At 73.7% G+C, this 25217-nt stretch carries 24 protein-coding genes, 1 tRNA gene and 1 pseudogene; 12 read left to right on the plus strand and 14 right to left on the minus strand.

Features of this window, described 5'->3' with window-relative positions; genetic code table 11:
* Positions 1 to 1151: CPBP family intramembrane glutamic endopeptidase (locus GB864_RS12465; protein ID WP_336603983.1), on the plus strand; the 1151-nt coding region annotated here is incomplete at its 5' end.
* Here the strand turns inward: GB864_RS12465 and GB864_RS12470 are convergent.
* The 5 genes from GB864_RS12470 to GB864_RS12490 form a co-directional block, all read right to left on the minus strand.
* Entirely contained in the window at positions 1120 to 1752 is a 633-nt protein-coding gene (locus tag GB864_RS12470) for a response regulator (protein ID WP_160425529.1), read from the minus strand. The genes GB864_RS12465 and GB864_RS12470 overlap by 32 nt on opposite strands.
* Positions 1737 to 3002, minus strand: coding sequence for a sensor histidine kinase (locus GB864_RS12475; protein WP_160425530.1), 1266 nt, complete (start codon positions 3000 to 3002; stop codon positions 1737 to 1739). Before GB864_RS12475 ends, GB864_RS12470 begins: the two co-directional genes overlap by 16 nt.
* Positions 2999 to 3802 carry an ABC transporter permease gene (locus GB864_RS12480; RefSeq protein WP_160425532.1) on the minus strand — a complete coding sequence of 268 codons (804 nt, stop codon included), beginning with the start codon at positions 3800 to 3802 and terminating at the stop codon, positions 2999 to 3001. The genes GB864_RS12475 and GB864_RS12480 overlap by 4 nt, the downstream gene beginning before the upstream one ends.
* Complete coding sequence (locus tag GB864_RS12485; protein ID WP_160425535.1) at positions 3799 to 4734, minus strand: ABC transporter ATP-binding protein; 936 nt, start codon at positions 4732 to 4734, stop codon at positions 3799 to 3801. Before GB864_RS12485 ends, GB864_RS12480 begins: the two co-directional genes overlap by 4 nt.
* Before the next feature lie 91 nt (positions 4735 to 4825).
* Positions 4826 to 6388 (minus strand): SLC13 family permease, encoded by a 1563-nt coding sequence (locus GB864_RS12490; protein WP_160425537.1) that lies wholly within the window; start codon positions 6386 to 6388, stop codon positions 4826 to 4828.
* Between the two features lie 219 nt (positions 6389 to 6607).
* Between GB864_RS12490 and GB864_RS12495 the strand changes: the two genes are divergently transcribed.
* The gene (locus tag GB864_RS12495) at positions 6608 to 7534 is read left to right on the plus strand and encodes a hypothetical protein (protein WP_160425539.1); all 927 of its coding nucleotides are present in this window, start codon (positions 6608 to 6610) and stop codon (positions 7532 to 7534) included.
* Positions 7535 to 7685: 151 nt separating this feature from the next.
* A complete protein-coding gene (locus GB864_RS12500; RefSeq protein WP_160425541.1) occupies positions 7686 to 8264 on the plus strand; it encodes a hypothetical protein in 579 nt (192 codons plus the stop codon).
* A gap of 36 nt (positions 8265 to 8300) precedes the next feature.
* Here GB864_RS12500 and GB864_RS12505 read toward each other — a convergent pair whose 3' ends face one another.
* The gene (locus GB864_RS12505; RefSeq protein ID WP_160425544.1) at positions 8301 to 8969 is read right to left on the minus strand and encodes a LysE/ArgO family amino acid transporter; all 669 of its coding nucleotides are present in this window, start codon (positions 8967 to 8969) and stop codon (positions 8301 to 8303) included.
* A gap of 69 nt (positions 8970 to 9038) precedes the next feature.
* Between GB864_RS12505 and GB864_RS12510 the strand changes: the two genes are divergently transcribed.
* Positions 9039 to 9935 carry an ArgP/LysG family DNA-binding transcriptional regulator gene (locus tag GB864_RS12510; protein ID WP_160425546.1) on the plus strand — a complete coding sequence of 299 codons (897 nt, stop codon included), beginning with the start codon at positions 9039 to 9041 and terminating at the stop codon, positions 9933 to 9935.
* A gap of 30 nt (positions 9936 to 9965) precedes the next feature.
* On the opposite strand, the gene GB864_RS12515 is transcribed toward GB864_RS12510, so the two are convergent.
* Together GB864_RS12515 and dgt are read right to left on the minus strand one after the other, a co-directional pair.
* Positions 9966 to 11222, minus strand: a complete 1257-nt coding sequence (locus tag GB864_RS12515) for a pyridoxal phosphate-dependent aminotransferase (RefSeq protein ID WP_160425549.1) — start codon at positions 11220 to 11222, stop codon at positions 9966 to 9968.
* A 28-nt stretch (positions 11223 to 11250) separates the two neighbouring features.
* Positions 11251 to 12768, minus strand: a complete 1518-nt coding sequence (gene dgt, locus GB864_RS12520) for a dGTP triphosphohydrolase (protein ID WP_160425551.1) — start codon at positions 12766 to 12768, stop codon at positions 11251 to 11253.
* A 237-nt stretch (positions 12769 to 13005) separates the two neighbouring features.
* Between dgt and GB864_RS12525 the strand changes: the two genes are divergently transcribed.
* The 5 genes from GB864_RS12525 (at position 13006) to rplA (ending at position 15914) form a co-directional block, all read left to right on the plus strand.
* A tRNA-Trp gene (locus GB864_RS12525) sits at positions 13006 to 13078 on the plus strand.
* A 39-nt stretch (positions 13079 to 13117) separates the two neighbouring features.
* A complete protein-coding gene (secE, locus tag GB864_RS12530) occupies positions 13118 to 13390 on the plus strand; it encodes a preprotein translocase subunit SecE (protein ID WP_160425553.1) in 273 nt (90 codons plus the stop codon).
* 73 nt (positions 13391 to 13463) lie between these two features.
* Positions 13464 to 14387: a transcription termination/antitermination protein NusG gene (nusG, locus tag GB864_RS12535; protein WP_160425555.1), complete on the plus strand. Its 924-nt coding sequence runs from the start codon at positions 13464 to 13466 to the stop codon at positions 14385 to 14387.
* A 314-nt stretch (positions 14388 to 14701) separates the two neighbouring features.
* Positions 14702 to 15130 carry a 50S ribosomal protein L11 gene (rplK, locus tag GB864_RS12540; protein ID WP_160425557.1) on the plus strand — a complete coding sequence of 143 codons (429 nt, stop codon included), beginning with the start codon at positions 14702 to 14704 and terminating at the stop codon, positions 15128 to 15130.
* Positions 15131 to 15224: 94 nt separating this feature from the next.
* Complete coding sequence (rplA, locus tag GB864_RS12545; RefSeq protein ID WP_160425559.1) at positions 15225 to 15914, plus strand: 50S ribosomal protein L1; 690 nt, start codon at positions 15225 to 15227, stop codon at positions 15912 to 15914.
* A gap of 156 nt (positions 15915 to 16070) precedes the next feature.
* Here the strand turns inward: rplA and GB864_RS12550 are convergent, their stop codons facing one another.
* Positions 16071 to 16352, minus strand: a complete 282-nt coding sequence (locus GB864_RS12550; RefSeq protein ID WP_160425560.1) for an acylphosphatase — start codon at positions 16350 to 16352, stop codon at positions 16071 to 16073.
* 52 nt (positions 16353 to 16404) lie between these two features.
* The gene (locus tag GB864_RS12555; RefSeq protein ID WP_160425562.1) at positions 16405 to 17592 is read right to left on the minus strand and encodes a serine hydrolase domain-containing protein; all 1188 of its coding nucleotides are present in this window, start codon (positions 17590 to 17592) and stop codon (positions 16405 to 16407) included.
* Positions 17593 to 17781: 189 nt separating this feature from the next.
* On the opposite strand from GB864_RS12555, the gene GB864_RS12560 reads away from it, so the two are divergent.
* The 3 genes from GB864_RS12560 to GB864_RS12570 all read left to right on the plus strand — a co-directional run bounded on the left by GB864_RS12560 (position 17782) and on the right by GB864_RS12570 (position 20187).
* Positions 17782 to 18897 carry an alcohol dehydrogenase catalytic domain-containing protein gene (locus tag GB864_RS12560; protein ID WP_160425564.1) on the plus strand — a complete coding sequence of 372 codons (1116 nt, stop codon included), beginning with the start codon at positions 17782 to 17784 and terminating at the stop codon, positions 18895 to 18897.
* An 85-nt stretch (positions 18898 to 18982) separates the two neighbouring features.
* Positions 18983 to 19732 carry an SDR family oxidoreductase gene (locus GB864_RS12565; RefSeq protein WP_160425566.1) on the plus strand — a complete coding sequence of 250 codons (750 nt, stop codon included), beginning with the start codon at positions 18983 to 18985 and terminating at the stop codon, positions 19730 to 19732.
* Positions 19729 to 20187, plus strand: a complete 459-nt coding sequence (locus GB864_RS12570) for a MaoC family dehydratase (protein WP_160425568.1) — start codon at positions 19729 to 19731, stop codon at positions 20185 to 20187. Before GB864_RS12565 ends, GB864_RS12570 begins: the two co-directional genes overlap by 4 nt.
* Before the next feature lie 57 nt (positions 20188 to 20244).
* On the opposite strand, the pseudogene GB864_RS12575 reads toward GB864_RS12570, so the two are convergent.
* The 4 genes and pseudogenes from GB864_RS12575 to GB864_RS12590 form a co-directional block, all read right to left on the minus strand.
* A pseudogene (locus GB864_RS12575) lies at positions 20245 to 20856 on the minus strand (ABC transporter ATP-binding protein); the annotation flags it as partial.
* A 59-nt stretch (positions 20857 to 20915) separates the two neighbouring features.
* Positions 20916 to 21986 (minus strand): ABC transporter ATP-binding protein, encoded by a 1071-nt coding sequence (locus GB864_RS12580; RefSeq protein WP_160425572.1) that lies wholly within the window; start codon positions 21984 to 21986, stop codon positions 20916 to 20918.
* Positions 21983 to 24790: a hypothetical protein gene (locus GB864_RS12585; RefSeq protein ID WP_160425575.1), complete on the minus strand. Its 2808-nt coding sequence runs from the start codon at positions 24788 to 24790 to the stop codon at positions 21983 to 21985. Before GB864_RS12585 ends, GB864_RS12580 begins: the two co-directional genes overlap by 4 nt.
* A partial coding sequence (locus GB864_RS12590) for a hypothetical protein (RefSeq protein WP_236779087.1) occupies positions 24787 to 25217 on the minus strand: 431 nt, incomplete at its 5' end. The genes GB864_RS12585 and GB864_RS12590, both read right to left, overlap by 4 nt.

Genomic DNA, 25217 nt, shown 5'->3' on the forward strand with positions numbered 1-25217 from the left:
CGCCGCAGCAGCTCCCGCCGCCCGCACCGCAGGGCCGGCCGGCGCCGCAGCAACTCCCGCCGCCCGCACCGCAGGGCCAGCCGGCGCAGCAGCAACTCCCGCCGCCCGCACCGCAGCAGTATGCGCCGCTGCCGCCGGCCGCTCCCGCGCAGCCGCCCGCACCGGTCCGGCGGCAGCTGCCCGCCGACGCGGTGCACGGCGGTCTCGCGTTCCACCGCCTCGTGTTCGCGCGCAAGCGCTTCGGCTGGTGGACGCCCCTCGTCGTCGGCGTACTCGGGTTCGCGTTCTACCTGGTGCCGATCGGCCTGGCCGCCGTCGCGATCGGCGTGCTCGTCATCGCCGATCCCGCCATCGCGGACTGGCTCGCCCGGCAGACCGGTGCGCTCGACGTGACCGACCCGGCTGGGCTCCTGTTCGCGCTCGGTTCGATCGCCCTCATGCTGCCCGCGTACCTCGCGGCATCCCGCATCGTGAACGGGCCGAAGACGGGGTTCGCGTCGTCGGCGTTCGGCCGGCTGCGGTGGCGGTGGCTGCTCGCCTGCACGGGAGCGGCCGCCCTCGTCGTGCTCCTGATCGCGGCCGTGACGCTGCTGCTCCCCGCAGAGTGGGCGGAGGTCGCCGCCGAGCCCGCGGAGCTCGTCGCCCCGGCGGAGAACCCGCATCTCGTCGCGGGAATCGTCGTGATCCTGCTCGTCGTGCCGTTCCAGGCGGCGGCCGAGGAGTACGTGTTCCGCGGCTACCTGATGCAGTCGATCGGCCGGTGGCTGAAGCATCCGGCGTTCGCGATCCTCCTGCCCGTGCCGCTCTTCGTCGCCGGCCACGCCTACGACCTCCTGGGGCTCAGCGCGATCGCCGTGTTCGCGATCGCGTCCGGCTGGCTGACGTGGCGCACCGGCGGCCTCGAGGCGGCGATCGGGGTGCACGTCGTCAACAACCTGTTCGCGTTCCTGCTCGGCAGCGCCGGGCTGGCCGATCCCGACGCGCAGTCGCAGGGGCTCGCGAGCACCCTCGTCTCGGTCGTGCAGGCCGGCGTCTTCGTGCTCGTCGTCGAGGTGCTCTACCGGCGGGGCGAGCGCCGCGGTGCGCTCCGCCGCACCGTCGTGCTGACCGCGCCGCCGACTACAGCAGGCCCAGTTCCATCGCCCGCGTGACGGCTCGCGTGCGGTCGTCGACGCCGAGCTTCTCGAAGACGTGGGAGAGGTGGGTCTTCACGGTGGCCTCGCCGATGAAGAGCGAGCGGGCGATCTCGGGGTTCGAGCGGCCGGCCGCGACGAGCCGCAGCACGTCGAGTTCGCGGGGCGAGAGCGCCGGAACCGAGCCGGCCTGCATCCGGGTGACGAGCTTCGCGGCGATCGACGGGGCGAGCACCGTCTCCCCGGCGGCGACCGCCCGCACGCCCGCGAGGATCTCCGCTTCGGGGGCGGCCTTCAGCAGGTAGCCGCTCGCGCCCGCCTCGATCGCGCCGATGACCTGCTCGTCGCCCTCGTACGTCGTGAGCACGAGCACGCGGGTGGCCCGCGCCCCGTCGCGGGCGTCGGCGAGGATGCGCGCGGTCGCGGCCGCGCCGTCGAGCACCGGCATGCGCAGGTCCATGAGCACGACGTCCGGATGCTCCGCGGCGGCGAGCGCCGCTGCCTCGGCGCCGTCGGCGGCCTGGCCGACGACCTCAATGCCGTCGGCGTCGGCGAGGAGGCCCGCGATGCCGGCGCGCACGACGGGATGGTCGTCGGCGACGATCACACGGATGCCCATGGCTCCACCTTCCCACTGGCGGCGGCCGTCACCGGCACGGCGACCTCGAGGCGGGCGCCGCCCGCGGGGGCCGGGCCGAAGCGGAGCGTGCCGCCGACGAGCCCGACCCGGTCGCGGAGCCCCGCGAGGCCGAAACCGCCGGAACCGGTGTGCGACGGGGCCTCGGACACCGCCTCGCCCGGTGACGTGGTGTCCGGCGAACCGGACGGACTCGGCCCGCGGCCGTCGTCGTCGACCCGCACGCGCACTGCGGCGTCCGCGAGGGCGAGCGAGACGACGGCCCGGTCGGCGCCGGCGTGCTTGCGCACGTTCGACAGTCCCTCCTGCACGCTGCGCAGCACCACGACCTCGTGCTCGCGATCGAGCGCGCCGGTCGGCAGCGCCCCGCCGGGGAGGCCGGCGAGGTCGACGTCGACCCGCAGACCGGTTTCGCGCGCGAAGGCCGCCGCGACGCGCTCGATCGAGGCCACGAGGCCCGCGTTCGCATCGGGGGCGGCCGTCGCCGCGACGAGCGTGCGGGTCTCCGCGAGCGCCTCGCGCGCGATCGTCTCGATGAGGGCGACGTCCTCGCGTGCGGCGCCCGGGTCGTCCTTTGCCAGCGAACGCCCCGCGCGCTGCGCGACGACGACGAGGCCAGTGAGCGACTGCGCGATGGTGTCGTGGATCTCCCGAGCGAGCCGTGCCCGTTCCGCCTCGACGCCCGCGGCCCGGTTCGCCGCGGCGAGCGCGCCCTGCGCCGCCTGGAGTTCGTCGAGCAGCCGCGAGCGCTCTTCGCCCTGTCGCACCATGCTCATGATCCAGAGCCCGAAAGCGATCGAGAACGCGACCGAGAGGGCCGCGGTGCCGAGCGCGACGCCGAGCGCGTCCCAGCCGCGGCCGACGAGGGAGCCGACGATGATCGCGGCGGCCACGACGACGTGCTCGCCGAGGACGACCCGGAGGTTGCACCCCGTGACCCAGATGAACGGGTAGATGAAGCACTGCAGGGACGCGTACCCGGGATCGAACGCGCAGCCGACCGCGAGCACGAGGCAGAACGCGACGAGCGCGACGACCTGGCGCGGGACCGGTGCCGCGTCCTCGAGTTCGACCATCGGCCGCCCGAGGAACGCGTACACGAGGAGGAACGCCGCAGTGGCGCTCCAGACCCCGACGTCGTCGGGGCCGTACGGCGGCTGCACGAGGGTGAGACCGACGACGATGAGCGCCACGCCCACCGCCGCCGCGTCCCACCACCGCAGTCGCGTCATGCGTCGCGCCGGATCCAGCGGAAGGTGAGCCGCGAAAGCACGAGGCCCGCCACGAGCCAGATCCCGAGCGCCACCGCCACCCAGCCGAGGTCCCACGCGCCGCTCGGTTCCATCGCCGCGAACTCCTCCGGCAGGAACACCGCGCGCATGCCCTGCGCGATCCACTTGAGCGGGAAGAGCGACGCGAGGTTCTGCATCCACTCGGGCAGCGCCGAGAACTGGAGGTAGACGCCCGAGATGAACTGCAGCACGAGCACGATCGGCACGATGACCGCCGTGGCCGACTTGCCGTTGCGCGGCAGCGAGGAGAGCCCGATGCCGATGAGCGCGCTCGTCGTCGTGCCGAGCACGAACACCCACGCGAAGGTCATCCAGGAGCCCGGATCGCTCGGCAGCGTCACGCCGAAGGCGAGGGAGGCCACGACGAGCAGGAGCGCCGCCTGCAGCACGCCCGTGATGAAGACCTGGCCGATCTTGCCGATGAAGTACGACGTCGGCGCGAGCGGGGTGCCGCCGAGCCGCTTCAAGGTGCCGTCGCTCTTCTCGGTCGCGATGTCGACCGCGAGGTTCTGCACGCCCGAGAGCAGGATGCCCGCGGCGAGCATCGCCGGCAGGTAGTAGTCGGCCATCGTGATCGACTGGCCGGGCCCGAGCTCGATCGACTGCGACGAGAACGCCGAGGCGAAAATCGCGAGCATGAGCACGGGGAAGAGGAAGGTGAAGAACACCTGGTCCCACGTGCGGAAGTACCCCTTCGTCTCGTACCCGACGCGCGCCGCTCCGAGGATCGCCGTGCTCATGAGGTCACCTCCTGCTGCTCGGCACGGCGGCTTCGGCCGCGCGTGCTCGTTCCGCCGTCGCCTGCTTCGGGCTGGTCCGCGGACTGCTTCCCGGCCTCGCCGACGAGCCCGAGGTAGACGTCCTCGAGGCTCGGACGCACGACCTCGAGGGCCGCGGGCTCGCCGGCCGCTGCCAGGCGCGCGACGAGTTCGCCGGGGCGCTCGGTGCGCTCCTCCCGGAGCACGCCGGCCTCCCGCCAGCGCACGATGGGCACGCGGGCCGACGGGTCGCCGATCTCGTCCATCGCGCCGTCGGCGACGACCCTGCCGCCGGCGATGACGAGGGCCCGATCGCCGAGCTGCGCGGCCTCGTCGAGGTAGTGGGTCGTCAGCACGATCGTGGTGCCCTCGTGCTTGAGCCGCCGGATGAGGCCCCAGAACTCGCGTCGGGCCTCGGGGTCGAAGCCCGTGGTCGGCTCGTCGAGGAAGAGCAGTTCGGGTCGGCCGATGATGCCGAGGGCGACGTCGACGCGTCGGCGCTGCCCGCCCGAGAGCTTGCCGATGCGGGTCTTGGCCTTCGCCTCGAGGCCGACCGCGGCGATCGTCTCGTCGACGTCGCGCGGGTTCGGGTAGTAGCGGGCGAACTGGGCGAGCTGCTCGCGCACGGTGAAGGCGCCGGACTCCCCGGTGGACTGGAGCACGATGCCGAGCCGCGCCCGCCAGGCGAGGCCCGCGTGGCCGGGATCCTCGCCGAGCACCTGCACGTCGCCGGAAGTGCGGCGGCGGTAGCCCTCGAGGATCTCGATCGTGGTGGATTTGCCGGCGCCGTTGGGCCCGAGCAGGGCGAGCGTCTCGCCGGGGGCGACATCGAAGTCGATGCCGTCGACCGCCGTGTGCGCGCCGTACTCCTTGCGGAGCCCGCGCACCCGGATCGAGGGAGTCGATGTGTTCATGTCCTGCAGTCTTCCGCCCGGCACCGGCCTCCGGTAGCCGTCGGCCGTCCGATCCCGGCATCCCCCGATCGGCGGATGCCCGTGGCCGGGCTCACCCGGAGAGCGGCCAGACGAACGGCACCCAGAAGACGGCCGTCGCGAGGAAGAGCAGTGCGGGCACGAGCCCGAGCTTCCAGTAGTCGCCGAAACGGTACCCGCCGGGCTCCTGGATCATGAGGTTCGCGGGCGTTGCCACGGGCGTGAAGAAGGCGGCAGCCGCGGCGACGGTGAGCGCCATCATGTACGTCTGGATGTTGGTGCCGGTCTGCGTCGCCACGGCGATCGCGACGGGTGCGAGCACGAGCACGGCCGCCGAATTCGAGACGAACTGGCCGAGGATCAGGGTCGCGACGCTCAGCACGGCCAGCACGAGCCACGGGCGCTCCGGCCCGGTGAGGTCGAGGATCGCGTTGCCGAGCAGCTCGGCGGCCCCGGTGTCGAGGAACGCGGTCGCCATCGGCAGCATCCCCGCGATGAGCACGACGGTCGTCCACTGGATCGCCCGGAAGGTCTCGGGCACGGTCAGCACCCGGGTGATGACGACCGCGCCGGCCGCGAGCAGCCCGGCGATCGCGGGCGGCACGATGCCCGTCGCGAGCAGCACGACCATCACGCCGGCGATGACGAGCGTGCGTCGGCTGCCGCGGCCGAGCGGCACGGTGCGGCGCACGAACTCGGGGTCGTCGACGATGAGCAGCTCGCTGGAGGCCGCCTTGCGGCGCAGCGCGCTCCAGTCGCCGGAGAGCACGAGCACGTCGCCCGCTCGGAGTCGCTCCTGCTCGGTCAGGGGCACGTCGCCGCGCTGCGCGGCGAGCACGACGAGGCCGTAGCGGGGCGTCGTCATGCCCGGCAGCAGTTGCGTGCCGATGAGCGGGGAACGCGGCGGCACGACGGCCTCGACGACGCCGCGGTCGCGCAGCAGCAGCTGGCTCGTGTCGGTGGAGAGTTCGTACTGGCGGCGGATGGTGGGCGCGAGGTCGCCGAGCGCCGGCGGCGCCGACTCGGGAGTGCGCAGGGGCGCCAGCTTCGGACCGAGCCAGACGAGGTAGGCGATGACGACGATCGTGAGCGGCAGGCCCGCGAGGGCGAACTCGAAGAAGCCGAACGCGGTGCCCCCGCCCTGCACCGCGAGGTCGGAGACGATGATGTTGACCGGCGTGCCCGTGAGGAGCAGGAGCGAGCCCGCGTGCGCGGCGAACGCGATCGGCATGAGCAGCTTCGAGGTCGGGATGCCCGCCTGCGTCGCGACCACGACGACGACGGGCACGAGTGCGGCGACGGCGCCGTTGACGCTGATGAAGGCGGTCAAGAGGGCTGCGATGCTCGAGACCACGAGGATGAGCCGGCGCCGCCCGGTGCCCGCCGAGCCGACGACGCGCTCCGCGATCCAGGTGGTGACGCCCGTCGCGTCGAGCGCTTCGCTCACGACGAAGAGGGTCGCGATGAACATGACCGTCGGATCGCCGAAGCCGGCGAGCGCCTGATCGAGCGTCAGGACGCCCGTCGCCCAGAGTGCGACGGCGACGCCGAGCGAGGCGATGACGACGTTCACCCCGGCGGCGAAGGCGATCACGGCGAGGCCCAGGATGACGAATGTCGCGACCACCGGATCCATGGCCACAGCGTAGCGATGAGGCATCCTCGCGTCTTGGTCGCCGCGGTCGATCACGGTTCGGCAACACGCGTCGGAACGGCCCGCTCGGCGCGATAGCGTCGGATTCCCGCGCATCCCTGCGCGGACCCGTCCGGGAGCGCCGACGCCCCTGCCGAGCGCCTCTTCGTGCGATCCGCGCCGCCGTGCGCGGGGGATGCCCGACCCCCGAAAGGACTTCGCGTGACCGAACCGCGCCTGCCCGATGCCGCCCTGACCGACGTCGACGAACTCGACGCCGAGGGGCGGGACGCCGACGTCGCCGAGACCGATCGGACCGCCGCCGCCGGTGCCGCACCGCTGCCGGGTCCCCGCTCCCTCTCCGCGCACGCCGCGGGCGGCGCCGCGGGCGTCTCCCTCGTGCCGCGGGCCAAGCCGCGCTTCCCGGTCTGGGCGTGGATCGTGCTCGGCGTCGGCGCCCCGCTCGTGATCGGGTTCGGGCTCTTCGCCACGGCCCTCGTGCTCGGCGGCATCGCGCTCGCGACCGACGAAAGCGTGCAGGAGTCCTTCGTGGAGGGCCTCGAAGCCGGTTCCGACGGCACGCCGCTCGAGGAGGTCGTGCCCGAGGAGGAGGCTCCGGTCGAGGAGGCGCCGCCGGCCGAGCTGCCGGTCGGCCCGGTCGCCCTCGATGCGACGGCCCAGTTCGGCTGGCCCTTCGAGCTGGCCGGCGGCGAGGGCTGGGAGCGCACCGACGAGTCGGCGGGGTACGTGCAGTACTTCGACCCGGCGAGCCAGTGCGCCGTCCTGACCGAGGTGGGCACCGACTACGGGTACCCGAGCGCGACGAACGATCACGGGGCGAGCGGCTACGTCGCCGGCGCGACGGCGTCGGGCTACCTCGCCGACGCCCAGGACGTCCAGGACGCCGTCGCCGCGACATCGTTCCTGCCCTACGAACGCGCGGGGGAGGCGACCCAGCTGGAGTACCTGCGCAACGAGGTCCGCTACTCGTGGGAGGGCGTCCCGAGCACCCTCACGCTGTTCGTCCGCGCCTCGCCGACCTCGCCGCAGGGCCCCTACGCGATCATCGCCGTGGACTGCCCGACGCAGGACGGCGAGACCGCCGCCGTGGCCGACGGGCTCGCCACGAGCCTGACCCTCGTCGACTGACCCGACGCACTCGGTCACGGTTCGGCAACACGCGTCATCCGTGTCCCCGGTCCGCGGTAGCGTCGGACTCCCGCCGCTGCGCAGCGGGAGAGTCAGCACCCCGCCGACGCCGTCGTCCGGCGTCGGGCACCTGCACCGAAGGGACACGCCGATGAGCGTCACGCCGCAGCCCGAACTCGAACCGGTCGACGTCGAGTCGGCGGAGCTCGATCCGGCGGAGCTCGGCGTGGTCGTCGTGGATGCAGCCGAGTCCGTGCCGGTCGAGCCCGAGCCCGAGCCCGAGCCCGAGTCCGAGGCGCGCGAGTCCGAGGCGGTCGATTCCGATTCCGATTCCGAGTCGGCCGAGTCCGCACCGGCCGAGGCGGCGGCGACGGACCTCGCCCCGGGCGAGACGGAGCCCCTCGCCGACGCGACGGTCCGCGAGCCGCGGTACTTCGACGAGGCCGACCTCGCGGCGGCCGGCGTCGAGGAGATCGACGTCGAGGGGGGCGACCTGGCCGACCTCGAGGCGCTCTGGGCCGAGGCCGGCGCCGAGGCGTACGCGCCGCAGCCGCAGACGCTCACCCGGCACGCGTCCGCGGGCATCCCCGGCGTCTCGCTCGTGCCGCAGCGACGGGTCAAGCTGCCCGCGTGGGCGTGGGTCGCGATCGGGGTCGTCGTCGGCGTCGCCGCCCGTGCCCTCCCGGTGCGTCGCCGGCCCCGTCGTCGTTCCACCTTCATCTCCGCCTGATCGCGAGGCGGGCTCGTCGCGCGAGCCGCGACGGCGTCAGCCGAGCACGAGCGAGATCGCGATGGCCAGCATTACCACGGCGACGATCGCGTCGAGGATGCGCCACGCCCGCGGGGTGTTCAGCACGCGGCCGAGCACCCGCGCGCCGACGCCGAGGGCGGTGAACCAGAGGATGCTCCCGAGCACGGCTCCCGCCGCGAACAGCCAACGGCCGTCGCCGTGGGTCGACGCGATCGAGCCGATGAGGAACACGGTGTCGAGGTAGACGTGCGGGTTGAGCCACGTCAAGGCGAGGCACGTCAGGGCGACGGGCAGCGCCGCGGTGCGGGTCGCCGCGGTCGCGAGGGCGACGCCGCCGCTGGGTGCCGCGGCCCCGTTCGGCACGGGCGACGCGTCACCGGCGGCGGCGTCGAGCACCTCGCCGGACGGTCGGAGCGCGCGCCGCGCCGCCAGCGCGCCGTAGACGAGGAGGAAGGCCGCGCCGGCCCACCGCGCCGCCTCGACGACCCACGGCGCCGCGCTCACGAGCAGTCCGAGCCCGGCGACGCCCGCGAGGATCAGCACGGCGTCGCTCAGGATGCAGATCGTCACGACGAGGGCCACGTGCTCGCGGCGGATGCCCTGGCGCAGCACGAAGACGTTCTGCGCGCCGATCGCGACGATGAGTGAGAGCCCGAGCCCGAGGCCCGCGAGGAACGTGGTCATGCTCCGACGCTAGGCAGCGCGGAATCTGAAGTCCAGTTCATGATCCTTCAGGACCTGTAGCGTTGCTGCATGGAAGTCCCGCTCGACCTCGCCCGCACGCTCGCCGCGGTCGTCGACGCCGGCACGTTCGACGCCGCCGCGACGGCCCTCGCACTCACGCCCTCCGCGGTCTCGCAGCGCGTCAAGGCCCTCGAGAACCGCCTCGGCCGGGTGCTCGTCGCGCGCTCGAAGCCCGTGCGGCCGACCGAAGCCGGCGCCGCGATCGTGCGCCTCGCCCGCCAGCTCGCCCTGCTCGAGCACGACGCGCTCGCCGCGCTCGGCGAAGAGGCGGGCGACGGGGCGGCCGCCGCCCGTCGGACGAGCCTCGCCCTCGCCGTGAACGCCGACTCACTCGGCACGTGGATCCTCCCGCCGCTGGCGCGCGTCGCGGCGGAGCATCCGGTGGTCTTCGACCTGCACCGCGACGACCAGGACCGCACGGCGGGCTTGCTCGCGTCGGGGATCGTCAGCGGCGCCGTCACGAGCCGGGCCGAGCCCGTCGCCGGCTGCGTCTCGAGCCCGCTCGGCGTCATGCGCTACGAGGCGTTCGCGAGCCCGGCGCTGCTGGCGCGCGCGGTTCCGACGGGCGCCGAGATCGACTTCTCGGCGCTCCCGCTCGTCGAGTTCGACCGCGCCGACGACCTCCAGCGGCAGTGGCTCGCGGCGCGCGGCGTGGATGCCGACGCACCCCCTCGGCACTTCGTGCCGGCCTCGAACGACTTCGCCCGCGCGATCGTGCTCGGGCTCGGGTGGGGGCTGCTGCCCGGGTTCCAGTCCGCCGAACCGCTCGCGCGCGGCGAGCTCGTGCCGCTCGGCGGTGCGCCGGTCGACGTCGCGCTGCACTGGCAGCAATGGAACCTCGCCTCGCCGCTGCTCGACGTCGTGGCCGCCGAGCTCGCGCGAGAGGCCCGCACCGCCCTCGCGTGACGCGGGACGGTGGGGGCCTCTCGGGAGCGGTCAGCCGAAGAGCCGCTGCAGGCGCTGGATGCCCTCGAGCAGGGGCTCGTCGCCGAGCGCGTAGCTGAAGCGGAGGAAGCCGGAGGGGCCGAACGCCTCGCCCGGCACGGCGGCGACCTCGGCGCGCTCGAGGATGAGGTCGGCGAGCTCGAGCGAGGTCGTCGGCGTGACCCCGTCCCACTCGCGGCCGAGCAGTCCGGTGACGTCGGGGTAGACGTAGAACGCGCCGCCCGGCGTCGGCACCGTGATGCCGTCGATCTTCGAGAGCTCGGCGACGGCGAGGCGGCGACGGCGGTCGAAGGCGCGACGCATCTCCTCGACCGTGTCCTGCGGTCCCGTCAGGGCCGCGAGGGCCGCGCGCTGCGACACGTTCGACACGTTCGAGGTGAGGTGCGACTGCAGGTTCGCGGCGCCCGTGATGACGTCGGCCGGGCCGACCATCCAGCCCACCCGCCAGCCCGTCATCGCGTAGGTCTTCGCGACGCCGTTGACGAGGATCGTGCGCTCGGCGAGGGCCGGCACGAGCTCGACGATCGAGGATGCCCGCGGCGCCGGCGCCTCGGGGTCGTCGGCGTAGGTGAGGTTCTGGTAGATCTCGTCGCTGACGATCCAGAGCCCGTTGGCGTCGGCCCACTCGCCGATCGCGCGGGCCTCGTCGTCGGAGTACACGGCGCCCGTCGGGTTCGACGGCGAGACGAACAGCAGCACCTTGGTGCGCGGGGTGCGGGCCGCCTCGAGCTGCTCGACGGTGACCTTGTAGCCCTGGTCGCTGCCCGCGAAGACGTCGACCTGCACGCCGCCGGCGAGCTTGATCGCCTCGGGGTAGGTCGTCCAGTACGGCGCCGGGACGAGGACCTCGTCGCCCGCGTCGAGCAGCACCTGGAACGCCTGGTACACGGCCTGCTTGCCGCCGTTCGTGACGACGACCTGGTTCGCGCCCACCTCGAGGCCCGAATCGCGCAGCGTCTTGGCGGCGATCGCCTCGCGCAGCTCCGGCAGACCGGCCGCGGGCGTGTAGCGGTGGTTCTTCGGGTCGATGACGGCCGCGGCGGCGGCCTCGACGATGTGCTCGGGCGTCGCGAAATCGGGTTCGCCGGCCGCGTACGAGATGACGGGGCGGCCTTCGGCCTTCAGGGCCTTCGCCTTCGCATCGACCTTGAGGGTCGCGGATTCGGCGATGGCGGCGATTCTGGCGGAGAGACGAGGGTGGTCGGTCACGCGATCTAGCGTACGTCCGGCGCATTCCGCGTGACGCATTCCGCAGGATGCTCGGAGGGGAGGCGGCTCAGAGGTTCTGGCCGATGTCCCAGAGCCGGTCGGGGCGGCCGTCGATCGCCTCGGAGACGGCGAGCGCCTGGTCGTCGGAGAGGGACGCGATGTAGTCGATGACGCCGCGGCCGACGCCGAGCCGGGCGACCTCGGACGCGTCCGGGATGGGCACGCCCTCGGGCCGCGCGGCCCGCAGCCGGGCGTAGTCCTCGGTCGCGAGCTCGATGAGCTCCCGCAGCCGCACGGGGACGCGGTACTGGTCGAGGTCGTCGGCGACCCACGCCGTGAGGCCCTTCACGGCGCGGGTGAGCACCCGGCTGAGGCCGCGCTGGTACATCGCGATGTCGGCCCGGTCGAGGATGAAGTGGCGGTGCACGAACTTCAGCACCTCGACCTCGTGCCACTCGAGCGGCGCGAGGGTGACGAGGCCGGCGCGCGCCTCGCCCGCCGGTGCGGGTACGACCGAGGTGCGCAACGCGGCGATCCAGCGGTTCGTGAAGGAAGACAGGGCGCGCTCGGCGGCGATCGAGCCGTCGAAGGGGATCGCGAGGAGCCCGTCGACGAGGTCGTCGGCCACGACGCGCACGGCCTCGGCGAAGGCGTCGTCGTCGGCGATCCACGCGTCGGAGCGGTGGAGCTTGCGGCGCAGCCGCTCGAGGGCGGCGCCCGCGGGCGCGCTCCGCCGGGTCAGCGTCTCGTCCTCGAGCCCGCGCAGGATGGGCGCATCGGCGAGCCAGCCGCGGAACTCCCGGGCGACCGATCCCTGGCCGAGGAGCCCGGCCCGGTAGAAGTCGTCGACGTCGTGGATCGAGTACGCGATGTCGTCGGCGAGGTCCATGATCGAGCACTCGAGCGACTGCTCGAAGGCGGGGAGGCCGCGGCGCGCGTCGGCGAGGTCGGCCGCGTCGACCGTGTAGGCGGAGAACTTGCCGACCTCGATGCCGCCGTCCACCCGGCGCATGCCACGGGGGACCGGGCCGGAGGCGAGCTCGCCGGGCGCGACGAAGCGCGTCCACGGGTACTTCGCGATGGCCGCGCGCACCGCCGAGGTGAGATTGAGCCCGTGCGGGGCGCCCTCGGTGACGTCGAGCGAGGCGACGATCCGGTAGCTCTGGGCGTTGCCCTCGAAGCCGTCGACGAGGCCGAGTTCCGCGCGGGCGAGGCGGTCGAGCACGGCCTCGCCGAGGTGGCCGAACGGCGGGTGGCCGAGGTCGTGGGCGCTCGCCGCCGCCTGCACGACGACGGCGTCGCAGCCGTGCTCCGCGGCGAGCGCGTGGGACGGCGACGCCGGATCGTGCATCTCGACCGCGATCGCGCGAGCGACGGCCGTGACCTTGATCGTGTGCGTGAGGCGATTGTGGATGAGGGGGCCGGCGCCCGGCTGCGCGATGACCTGCGTCACCGCCGAGAGGCGCGAGAAGTAGGGCGAGAAGCGCAGGCGCTCGAGGTCGACGCGGTACTCGTCGTGCTCCCCGATCACCTCGACGCTCGGTCGCGGTTCGAGGACGCGTCTGGTCGCGCGCGCAGCAGTCATCCGGATCACCTCGGGCCCATCCTCGCAGAGCCCCCCGGCGCGAGGTCCCCCGAGCACGGAAGCGATCCGGCCCGCCGGACGGCGACCCGCCCGGGCGATCGGCCCCGGTTTGGACGCGGGCCGCGCGTGACGTAGACTCGCTGAGGTCGTTGACGAAGGCCAAGATCGAGTGCGCCCTGAAAGGGTGCGAGATCGCGGTCGTCGATGGCACCCACGGAGCCGGTGAAACGGCTCCGAAGGGCGGTGGCTCAATTGGTAGAGCAGCGGTCTCCAAAACCGCAGGTTGCAGGTTCGAGTCCTGTCCGCCCTGCGAGTCGACGTGGAGTCGACCCATCGAAAGGTGTACGAGGTGGCCCGGAAAGTAGTCGACGAACCGAGCGAGGACGTCGTCGCCGACGCGAAGCGCGAGCGCGCGACGCGGCGGAACCCCTTCTCCCGGATCGCCCTGTTCACCCGTCAGGTGATCAACGAGCTCAAGAAGGTCGTGACGCCGACCCGCAAGGAGCTCTTCACCTTCACGGGTGTGGTGCTCGTGTTCGTCGTCATCATGATGGGCATCGTGTGGGTGTTCGATCAGGCCTTCGGATGGGCCGTGATCTTCACCTTCGGCACGCCGAGCTGACCTCCCGGGTCGGACGCGGCGGGTCGGGGGGAACCGACGAGCATCCGCTGGACGAGTGAGGACTGAAGACAAAGTGGCAAACATCGAACGCGATGACGTCGACTGGACGACCGCTTCCGAGCAGGCCGCCGACGACGACGCGACCCCCACGGGCAACATCCCCGAGGTCGACGCCGAGCGCGACCTCCCCGCCGAGCACCAGGCCGTGCACGTCGAGGGCATCGACGCCGAGTTCGACCTCGAGAGCGCCCTCGACGACCTCGCCGCGGCGAACGACCCCGAGGCCGACGCCGTCATCGACGACTCGCTCGACATCGACTCGGTCGACGAGGCCGAGGCCGCGTACGAGGCCGTCACCGACGAGGCCGCCGAGGAAGACGCCGACCCGTACGCGGAGTTCCGCTCCGAGCTGCGCTTCCTGCCGGGCAAGTGGTACGTCGTGCACTCCTACGCCGGCTTCGAGCGCCGCGTGAAGGCGAACATCGAGCAGCGCAAGGAATCGCTCGGCATGGTCGACGACATCTACCAGGTCGAAGTGCCGATGGAAGACGTCGTCGAGATCAAGAACGGCCAGCGCAAGATGGTCACGCGCGTCCGCATCCCCAGCTACGTGCTCGTCCGCATGGAGCTCAACGAGGACTCGTGGTCGCTCGTGCGCCACACCCCCGGCGTCACCGGCTTCGTGGGCAACGCCCACAACCCGACGCCGCTGCGCTTCGAAGAGGCCTTCAACATGCTGAAGTCGCTCGTCGAGCCCAAGGAGGCCCCGGCCGCCAAGGGCAAGGCGTCGTCCGGCCAGACCGCGGCCCGCCCCGTCATCGCCGAGATCGACTTCGAGGTCGGCGAGACCATCACGATCAAGGACGGCTCGTTCGCCGGCCTGCCGGGTTCGATCTCCGAGATCAAGCCGGAGCAGGGCAAGCTCATCGTCCTCGTCTCGCTCTTCGAGCGCGAGACCCCGGTCGAGCTCAGCTTCGACCAGGTCACCAAGCTCTGATCGGATCGTCGATCCGATGATCGCGAACGCCGGGGCCTCGGCCCCGGCGTTCGGCGTTTCGCCCACGCCGGTCGAGTAGCGAAGCGTATCGAGACCCCGCGACCCGTGCGAGGTCTCGATACGCTCCTTCGTCGCTACTCGACCAACGGGAGCGGCTCGACCAACGGGCATCCATCGTGTAAACTTGACCCTCGGTGCCCGCGCGCCCACGCGAGTTCGCGCGGCAGCATCCCCCAATGACCACCGCACACCGGAGACGCCGGTGCGCGGGAGAGTGCCCCTTCCGGGGCGTTCGAACAGAAAGAGAGAACAGCATGGCACCGAAGAAGAAGGTCACCGGTCTCATCAAGCTCCAGATCAAGGCCGGCGCGGCCAACCCCGCCCCGCCGATCGGTCCGGCGCTCGGTCAGCACGGCGTCAACATCATGGAGTTCTGCAAGGCGTACAACGCGGCCACCGAGGCGCAGCGCGGCAACGTCATCCCCGTCGAGATCACCGTCTACGAGGACCGCAGCTTCACCTTCGTCCTCAAGACCCCGCCCGCCGCCGAGCTCATCAAGAAGGCCGCCGGCGTCGCCAAGGGCTCGGGTGTTCCCCACACGACCAAGGTCGGCAAGATCTCCCAGGCGCAGGTCCGCGAGATCGCCGAGCAGAAGCTCGTCGACCTCAACGCGAACGACCTCGACGCCGCGTCGAAGATCATCGCCGGCACCGCCCGCTCGATGGGCATCACGGTCGAGTGACCCTCCCGGTCGGCACCGCCGACCGGCCCTGAACACCTGATTCGTGGCAGCGCCCGCCAGGCGCGATGACCACACTCTCGCAAGGAGAAGCAACATGGCACAGAAGTCCAAGGCGTACCGCGCCGCGGCCGAGAAGATCACGGCCGACAAGTTCTACACCCCGGCCGAGGCCGTCGCCCTCGCCAAGGAGACCGGCTCGTCGAAGTTCGACTCGACCGTCGAGGTCGCCGTCAAGCTCGGCGTCGACCCCCGCAAGGCCGACCAGATGGTCCGCGGCACGGTCATCCTCCCCCACGGCACGGGCAAGACCGCCCGCGTCATCGTCTTCGCGACCGGTCCGGCCGCCGAGGCCGCCATCGCGGCCGGCGCCGACGAGGTCGGCGGCGACGAGCTCATCGAGAAGGTCGCCGCGGGCTACACCGCGTTCGACTCCGCCGTCGCCACGCCCGAGCTCATGGGCAAGGTCGGTCGCCTCGGTAAGGTCCTCGGCCCGCGCGGCCTCATGCCGAACCCGAAGACCGGCACCGTGACCCCCAACCCGGCCAAGGCCGTCGAGGAGATCAAGGGCGGCAAGATCGAGTTCCGCGTCGACAAGCACGCCAACGTGCACTTCGTCGTCGGCAAGGCCTCCTTCACCGAGGAGCAGCTCAACGACAACATCTCGGCCGCGCTCGAGGAGATCACCCGCCTCAAGCCGTCCAGCTCGAAGGGCCGCTACTACCAGAAGGGCGCCGTCTCGACGACCTTCGGTCCGGGCATCCCGCTCGACGTCAACGCGCTCTGATCGACTGATCGCGCGCGCTCGACGCACCGCATGAAGGCCCCCGCTCCGGCGGGGGCCTTCGTCGTTCCCGTGCGGATGCCTCGAGCGGCGGCCGGCTCGTGCGGCGGACGCCGCCGACGACGGTGGGCTCGTGCGCCAGGAGGGCCGATGCCCGCGTCAGGTGTGCAGGATGCGGAAGGCCGTGTCGCCCTGCAATCCGGACTCCTCGACGTCGACGCGGTCGACCCGCGCGCCCGGCGGGCCCACGCGCAGCAGTCCGATGACGTCGTCGATCGCGGCCGGCGGGCCCTCGAGCTCGGCCTCGACGCTGCCGGCCGGCCGGTTGCGCACCCAGCCGACGACCCCCGCGGCATCGGCCGCGTCGTGCACGAACCAGCGGAATCCCACGCCCTGCACCCGGCCGTGGATCACGACGCGGCGGCGGACGACACGGCTCATGTCCCGACCCTACGCCGGGCCGCGCGGCGTGCGGACCCGACCCGCGCGCGCTTCAGTCGAGCGCGGCGAAGATCGCGCGCGTGTAGGCGTCGGATCGCTCCGAGCCGATGATGCCCGGCGACATCCGGTTCATGACGTAGCCCACGGCGAGGCGACGGTCGGGGTCCGCGACGATCAGCGAGCCGCCCCAGCCGCCCCAGTAGGCGAGTCGGCCTTCCGGCAAGCCGGGGTTCGTGATCGGATGCGGCGTCGCGAAGCCGATGCCGAAGCGCAGCGGGAGGCCGAGCACGAGGTCGACGCCGTCGCTCGTGGACGCCAGGATCTCGTCGACGGTGCCGGGGGAGAGCAGTCGCACGCCGCCGGCTTCGCCGCCGCACGCCACGAGTTCGGCGAGGAGCGCGACCGCCCGGGCGTTGGACTGCCCGCCGGCGCCGCCGAACCCGGCTGCGCGCCAGGCCCGCGTCCAAGTCAGTTCGGCGGGCAGCACCGGGCCGGTGAGGGTGCGGAACGCGACCGACTCGGGCGGGATGGCCGCGAGGTCGAGCGTGCCGACGGGCGGGATCACATCGGAGACGCGGGCATCCTCCGACTCGGGCAGCCCGAGGTGGAAGTCTGCGCCCAGCGGGCCGGCGAGTTCGTCGGCGACGAAGGCCCCGAGGTCGCGACCGTCGACCCGGCGCACGAGGGCGTCGACGAGATGGCCGTAGCCGAGCAGGCAGTAGCCGCTCGCCGTGCCCGCCGGCCACCAGGGCTCCTGCGCGGCGAGGCGCGCTTCGGCCGCCTCGACATCGAAGAGTGCGGCGGCGTCGATGGGCTGCGCCCACCCGGAGACGCCCGAGCGGTGGGAGAGGAGCTGGCGCACGGTGACCTCGGACTTGCCCGCGGCGCCGAACTCGGGCCAGTAGCGGGCGACCGGTGCGTCGAGGTCGAGCTCGCCGCGGTCGACGAGCACCAGGGCGGCGAGCGCGCTCACCGTCTTCGAGATCGACCAGACGTTCGTGAGGGTGTCGGCCTCCCAAGGGCGGGTGCGCTCCGGGTCGGCGGAGCCGCCCCAGAGATCGACGACCGGTTCGCCGTCGAGCCGGACCGCGATGGAGGCCCCGAGCTCGTCGCCGTTCGCGAGCCTGCGGGCGAACTCCTCGCGGAGCGCGTCGAATCGGGGGTCGGCAGTACCGTGCACGGAGACGTCGGCAGCAGCCGGCGCGTCGGATCGGACGGTGGTGGGGTCGGTGCTCGTCATGTCGGCTCCTCAGACGTCGTCGGCTGGGTGCCGGCCTCGCGGCCGGGACTTGACTCAGCATACCGCCTAGTCGGTATGTTTGTCAGGCGGGAGTCGCGACGTTCGATCGCGACCGCCGCACGCCGCCGCAGGCGGCACCCTGAACCGGTCGCGTGCACGCGCACGCCGAGCCGACGACGAGGAGGTCGTATGCAGATCATCGGAGCCGTGCTGGAACGATCCGGCGCCGAGCGGCCCTTCGCCGAGTCCCGGCCCTTCACCGTCGGGCCGCTCGAACTCGATCCACCTGGACCGGGCGAACTGCTCGTGCGCATCGATGCGGCCGGGCTCTGCCACTCCGACCTCAGCGTCGTCGACGGCAACCGCGTGCGGCCCACGCCCATGCTGCTCGGGCACGAGGCGTCCGGCATCGTCGAGGCCATCGGCGACGGCGGCTCTGACCTCGCGCCCGGCGATCGCGTCGTGCTCACGTTCCTCCCGCGCTGCGGCGCGTGCGCGGCGTGCGCGACCGACGGGCGGCTGCCGTGCGAGGTCGGCAGCGCCGCCAACGGCGCCGGCACGCTCGTCGGCGGCGTGCGACGCCTGCACCGCGACGGCGCCGACGTGCACCACCACCTCGGCGCGAGCGCGTTCGCGACCCACGCCGTCGTGCACCGCAGTTCCGTCGTCCGCGTCGACCCCGACGTGCCCGCCGAGATCGCCGCGCTCCTCGGGTGCGCGGTGCTCACCGGCGGCGGCGCGGTACTGAACGCGGGGCGGCCGCGCCCGGGCGACACCGTGATCGTCGTCGGGCTCGGCGGCGTCGGCATGGCCGCCCTCCTCGTCGCGATCGCGCTCGGGCACGAGACGATCGGCGTGGATGCGATGCCCGCCAAGCTCGACACGGCCCGATCGCTCGGCGCGGCCGACGCACTCACCCCGGCGGCCGCGGCCGCATCCGGGCTGCGGGCCCCCGTCGTCATCGAGGCGGCGGGCGCGGCGGCGGCGTTCGAGACGGCGTTCGCGCTCACGGCGCCCGGCGGCACCACCGTCACCGTCGGCTTGCCCTCGCCGAGCGCGGTCGCGGGCATCCCGCCCCTGACGCTGACCGCCGAGGCGCGCACCGTCATCGGCAGTTACCTGGGCTCCGCGGTCCCCGAACGGGACCTCCCCCGCTACGTCGAGCTCTGGCGCGCCGGCCGGCTGCCGCTCGAGCGGCTCGTCTCCGGCCGCATCCGGCTCGACGAGATCGATGCCGGGATGGACCGCCTCGCCGCCGGCGCGGAGCTGCGCCAGCTCATCGACTTCACCGGGCTGCGGGACTGAGCCCCGGCCGCTGCCCGAACCCGACTCGACCTCCCGAACCCGACCCGAACCCGACCCGACCGGAACCCCCGACGAAAGGAACCCCATGGTCCGCATCGCCATCGTGACCGGCGCCGCCCGCGGCATCGGCGCCGCCACCGCGAGACGCCTCGCCGCCGACGGCATCGCCGTCGCCGCCCTCGACCTCGAGGAGAGCGCCGCCGCGGCGACCGCCGCGGCGATCGTCGCCGACGGCGGCAGCGCCATCGCCGTCGGGGCCGACGTCTCGGACGCCGACGCCGTCGCCGCGGCCGTCGCGCGCGTCGCCGACGAACTGGGAGCGCCGACGATCCTCGTGAACAACGCGGGCATCCTGCGCGACAACCTGCTCTTCAAGATGACCGACGGCGACTGGGACGCGGTGATGAACGTGCACCTCCGCGGTGCGTTCCTCATGTCGCGCGCCGTGCAGGCCCACCAGGTCGCCGCGAAGCACGGCCGCATCGTGAACCTCTCGTCGACCTCGGCGCTCGGCAATCGCGGGCAGGCGAACTACGCCGCGGCGAAGGCGGGGCTGCAGGGCTTCACGAAGACCCTCGCGATCGAGCTCGGCCGATACGGCGTCACCGCGAACGCCGTCGCCCCCGGCTTCATCGAGACCGACATGACCCGGGCGACGGCGGAACGCATGGGGGTGCCGTTCGAGGACTTCCTCGCCGCGGCCGCCGCCGAGATCCCCGTCGGCAGGCCGGGGCGCCCCGAGGACGTCGCCGAGGCGGTCGCGTTCTTCTGCTCCGAGGGCGCGGGCTTCGTGTCCGGCCAAGTGCTCTACGTCGCCGGCGGGCCGCGCGCATGAGCCTCGTCGTCGCCGACGTCGCCGAACTCGAGGCCCGCGTCGGCGAGCGCATCGTCGGCGAGTGGTTCGAGATCGACCAGCACCGCATCGACGCGTTCGCCGAGGCGACGCTCGACCGGCAGTGGATCCACGTCGATCCGGAGCGGGCGGCCTCGGGACCGTTCGGCTCCACGATCGCCCACGGCTACCTCACGCTCTCGCTGCTGCCGCACCTCACCGCCGGGCTCGTCGAGGTCGGCGGGCTCGCGATGGCCGTGAACTACGGGCTCGACACCGTGCGCTTCCTGGCGCCGGTGCCCGCCGGGTCGCGCGTGCGCGCGGTCGTCGAGATCGCCTCCGTCGCGCCGAGCTCCAATGGGGTGCGGCTCGGCCAGAGCGTCACCGTCGAACTCGAGGGCGCGGAGCGGCCCGCGCTCGTCGCCGGGACCATCGCCCTGCTCGTCCCCGCGGCCTGACGGCGAGCCCGCGCGGTGCGCCCTCATCGGAGGTGCGCACCGCGCGGAACCGGCGGGTCAGGAGCTCCGCACCCGGCCGTCGTGCAGATCGAGGACCCGGTCGGCGCGGCGCACGAGCAACGGGTCGTGGGTCGTCACGACCGCGGCGACGCCCTGGCCGTGCACCAGGTCGCCGATGAGGTCCATCACCGTCGCGGCGGTGCCGCTGTCGAGCTGGCCCGTCGGCTCGTCGGCGAGCAGCACGTCCGGCCGGGCCACGAGGGCGCGGGCGATGCCGACGCGCTGCTGCTGCCCGCCCGAGAGCTCGTACGGCCGCTGCGCGGCGTGCGCTCCGAGGCCGACGAGGTCCAGCACCTCGGCGACCAGGGCGTCCCGCTCGGCGGGGGCGACGCGCTGCAGGCGCAGCGGGACCTCGACGTTCTCGGCGGCCGAGAGCACGGGCACGAGCCCGAACGCCTGGAACACGAAGCCGAAGCGGTCGCGCCGCAGCGCCGCGAGGGCGTCGTCGTCCAGCTCGCCGAGATCGACGTCGCCGAGGCGCACGCCGCCGGCGGTCGGTCGGTCGAGTCCGCCGAGGAGATTCAGCAGGGTCGTCTTGCCGGCGCCCGACGGGCCCGTCACCACGAGCAGTTCGCCCGGCCGCACCTCGAGCGAGACCTCGTCGACGGCGCGCACATCGCCGCCGCGGCCGGGGAAGATCCGCACGAGGGCATCGGCGGTCAGGGAGCTCATCGGTCCTCCTCGCGGGGTGCGATGCCGGTCGCGTCGTCGGAGTCGCCGTCGCCGTCGCCGCCGGCGTCGGGCGAGTCGGCGCCCGGCTCGGGTCCGCTCCGGTCGGCATCCTCGGCCTCGGCCGCCGTGCTCGGCGTCCGGTCCTGCCCGGGGCGCACCTCGATGCGGTCGGGTTCGAGGCCGAGCCGCACGCGATCGCGGAGCTCGAGCGCGGCGACGAACTCGGTCGGCAGCTGCAGGCGGCCGACGCGGTCGAGCACCGCGAATTCCTCGGCGATCGCGTGCTCCTGGCCGTGCTCGTCGGTGCGCGTCGAGCGCAGCACCTCCGTCGACGTGCGGCCGTCGCGGATCTGCACCGTGCGCCGCACGTGCTCGGAGACGGTGGGGTCGTGGGTGACGATGAGCGTCGTGACGCCGAGCTCCTCGTTGACGCTGCGCATGGCCTCGAGCACCTCGGCGGACGTCGCCTCATCGAGCTCGCCCGTGGGCTCGTCGGCGAGCAGCACGCGGGGCTCGTTCGCGAGGGCGACCGCGATGGCGACCCGCTGCTGCTGACCGCCGGAGAGCTCGGAAGGACGCCGGTCCGCGATGTCGCCGACGGCGAGGAGATCGAGCAGCTCGGACGTGCGGCGGGCGCGCTCCGCCCCGCGGCGGGTGCGCGCGACCTCCATCGCGAGGGCGAGGTTCTCGGCGGCGGTCAGGTAGGGCAGGAGGTTGCGCTGCGTCTGCTGCCAGACGAAGCCGACCGTGCGGCGCCGGTAGGCGACCCGCTCGCGGGCGCCCATCGAGAGCAGGTCGTGGCCGGCCACCCTGGCGGAGCCCGCGGTCGGGGTGTCGAGCCCGGAGAGGATCGTCAGCAGCGTCGATTTGCCCGAGCCGGAGGCGCCGACGACGGCGACGAGCTCGCCCGGATCGACCCGCAGGTTGAGGCCCTGGAGCGCCTGCACCTCGACGCCCGCGGCGCTGAAGATGCGCACGAGGTCGACGCAGAGCACGTCGGGCTCGCGCGCGGCGGCCGTCGCGGACGACCCCTCGGCTCCCGGTCGTGGCAGTGTCACGGGGGTCATCCTTCCGTTTCCTTGCGCATGGCGCGCGCGGCATCCTGCCGGTCGCCGACGCCGCCGGCGATCGCGACGGCGAGCGCCGCGACGGCGAGCGCTCCGCCGGCGACCGCCACGACGAGCAGTGGGTCCACGATGATCGCGGGCTGGACGTCGCCGCCGGTGAACGCGGTGAGGTCGATGCCGGCCAGCACCGCGAAGGGCAGCAGCACGCCGACGCCGATGCCCGCGACGGCCGCGACGATCGTCATCGGCCCGATCTCCCAGGCCACGAGGGCGCGTTCGCCCCGGCGGCCCAGTCCGAGGGTCGTGAGCAGCGGCAGCAGCGCCGCGCGCCCCGGGCGTCCGACGATGAGCGTCAGCACGATCGCGAGGGCGGTGAGCAGGCTCGAGACGACGATCGCCGCCGTGAGGGCGAAGGCGAGCCCGGCGCCGACGGGTCGTTCGGCGAGTTCGGCCTCGAGCATCCCCGGCGTCTGCACGATGGCGTCCACGCCGGCGATCTCCTGCACGGCGGCGGCCACGGCATCCGGATCGGCGCCCGGCTCGAGGCGGACGACGACCGCGCGCGGCACGAGCGTCGGCACGAGCCCGTCGGCCTGCGACCGGTCGACGAGCACCCACGCGTCCCGGTCGCTGAACGGCGTCGGCGTCTCGCGCGAACCGACGACCTCGACGGGGCGCCCGTCGAGCTCGGGGTCGGGCTCGGCGGCGATGTCGGCGGCGACCGAGGATGACGCGAGCACCGGGATCGCCGACCCGGATTCGGTGAGCGCGGCCGGCAGTTCGAGGGCGTCGGGGCGCCCGGCCTGCACGGCCTCGAGCTCCGCGACGTCGACGACGAGGACCGTGACCGATTCCTTGTGCCCGTCGACGGCGAGCGGCGCCGTGCGGCTCGCGTAGACGGGGGCGGTCGCGGCGACGCCGTCCACGGCGGCGAACCCGTCGAGCTGCTCGGTCGTGAACGGCAGGCCCGACACACGGAGGTCGGCGCCGATGCGCGCTGCCGCGGCCGTCGACGTGCCCGTCTCGACCGTCGCGAGCAGCACCGAGGAGAACGTCGCGACGGCGACGCCGACGACGACGGCGAGCACCGGCACGAGGCCCGCCGCCGGGTCGCGGAGCGCCCGGGCCGCGCCCACGAAGGACACCAGCCCGCGGCTCCGGCGCAGGCGCGCGACGAGGGAGCGCAGCGGGAGCGGGTAGAGCCGGAGCACGAGGACGCACGCCGCGAGCGCGAGCAGCAGCGGGACCGCCGCCAGGAGCGGGTCGATGCCGGTCGCCGCGGCGGCGGTCGAGAGCCCGCGCTGCAGCAGCAGACCGAGGGCGACCGCGGCCAGCGCGACCACGAGCACCTCGCCGATCCAGCGGAAGCGGCCGGCGCCGCCCGCGCCGAGGTCGGAGCGCTGCCGGCGCAGCGGGGAGAGCGCGCCGGCCTGCCCGGCGAGGAGCGCGGCGGGCACGAGGGCGAAGATCGCGGCGACGATCCAGCCGCCGGCACCGGCATCGCCGGTCGCGACGAGCATCCCGGCGGCCCCGCCGAGGAGCGCGGCGGGGACCGACACCGCGAGCGCCTCGCCGGCGAGCGTCGTGCGGAGCCGGCCCGTCGACGCGCCGCGGGCGGCTTCGAGTTCGAGACCGGGTCGTCGCCGCTCGAAGACGACTCGCGCGGCGAGCACGAGCACGGCGACGGCGACGCCCGCCGGCCCCGAGACGAGCGCCGCGAGCACCGCGTCGACGGCGGCGGCCTCGGCGACGGCCGTCTCGAGCTCGGTGCGGAGGTCGCTCGTGAAGCCGACGCGATCGGCGACGGCGGCGGATCCGGACCAGCGCTCCACGCCGTCCACGGTCAGCGGGTCGAGCTCGATCCAGCCCCCGGGGCCGAGGACGACGGCGGTGGAGGCGAACGTGGAGAGCTGGGCGATGAGCTCCGGGGAGTCGGCCGCTCGGATCTCGTCGAGCTCGACGGGGAACCACACCTGGGTCTGCGCGGCGATGCGCTCGACCGTGCGGAACGGCGTCCACGACGCCGGATCGACGAACGCGAGCCCGGTGATGTCGGGCGGCGCGTTCCCGATCTGCTTGATGGAGGGCTCGAGTCCGTTGAGCGCGTGCGACCAGAAGCCGTCGTCGGCGTCGAGCGGCGCGACCGTGCCCGACAGGCGCGTCGGCACGTCGGCGCCGGGAGCGTCGTCGTAGGCGAGCATCCGCGTCTCGCCGGGCTGCCACGCCATGGCTTCCGCGACCGGCGCGGCGAGGACGATCTCGAGCGGGTCGTCGCCGTCGGAGGGCGGGAGCGATCCGTCGAAGGCCGCGGGCCAGTCGCCCTCGACGAGCTCGACGTGCTCGTGCAGCCGGGGATCGACGGCCACCTGCGGCGAATAGGTGGTGCCGCCCGCTGCGGCGGTCGCGGGCAGCGCCGACGCCGGATCGAAGACGGTCAACGCGAGCGGGGCGCCGAGCACGTCGCGCAACGGCGACGGCAGGGCGTCCCGTGCCGCGAGGGCGGCCGCCTCCTGCGCGCCCCAGACCGCGCCGACGTCGCTCGGCAGCGTCGACGCCCCCGCCGAGTCGCCGAACGCGGGCGTCTCGACGAACGCCGCCGTGGGATCGAGGGCGGCCGGGGCAGGCCCGGCGAGCTGCTGCCGGAGCGAGTCGGTGTGGAGGGTCGCGATGAGGCGCGGAACCGCGGTCGCGGTGAACGCGGCGACGAGCACGAGCATTGCGAGCAGGATCGACGGTCCCGGCGCCGCCGCGAACCGGCGGAACGAGAGGGCGGTGCCAGACAGGCGCGAGCGGTGGGCGCTCATACGTGCTCCGTCCCGTCGTTGCGCCCGGCCCGGCGTGCCGTGGCACGGGCGGCGGCGGCGCACACGAGCCCGACGCCGACGATGAAGCCGCCGAGTCCGAGCGCCCACGGGAGGACGTCGAGCGCGAGGCCGATCCCGACCGACTCCGCCGCGCCGGCCGCCGGCACGGCGGCGCCGGCGAGCGCCGAGACGGTGAGCAGGGCGGCGCCGACGCCGACGAGGATGCCGAGGACGAGCGCGGCGACGGCGACGGCGGCGAGTTCGGCCGCGCGGGCGTTCGCCTGGGTTCGTGCCGGGACGCCCTGGGCGCGCAGCAGGGCGACCTCGCCCCCCCGTGCTCCGTCGAGCGCGGCCGCGAGCGCCGCGAGGGCGACGAGCGCGAGCGCCAGGGCGCCGACGCCGCCCACGAGCGACGCGGCGACCGCCG

The organism is Agromyces seonyuensis (assembly GCF_009789225.1).
GTDB lineage: Bacteria > Actinomycetota > Actinomycetes > Actinomycetales > Microbacteriaceae > Agromyces > Agromyces seonyuensis.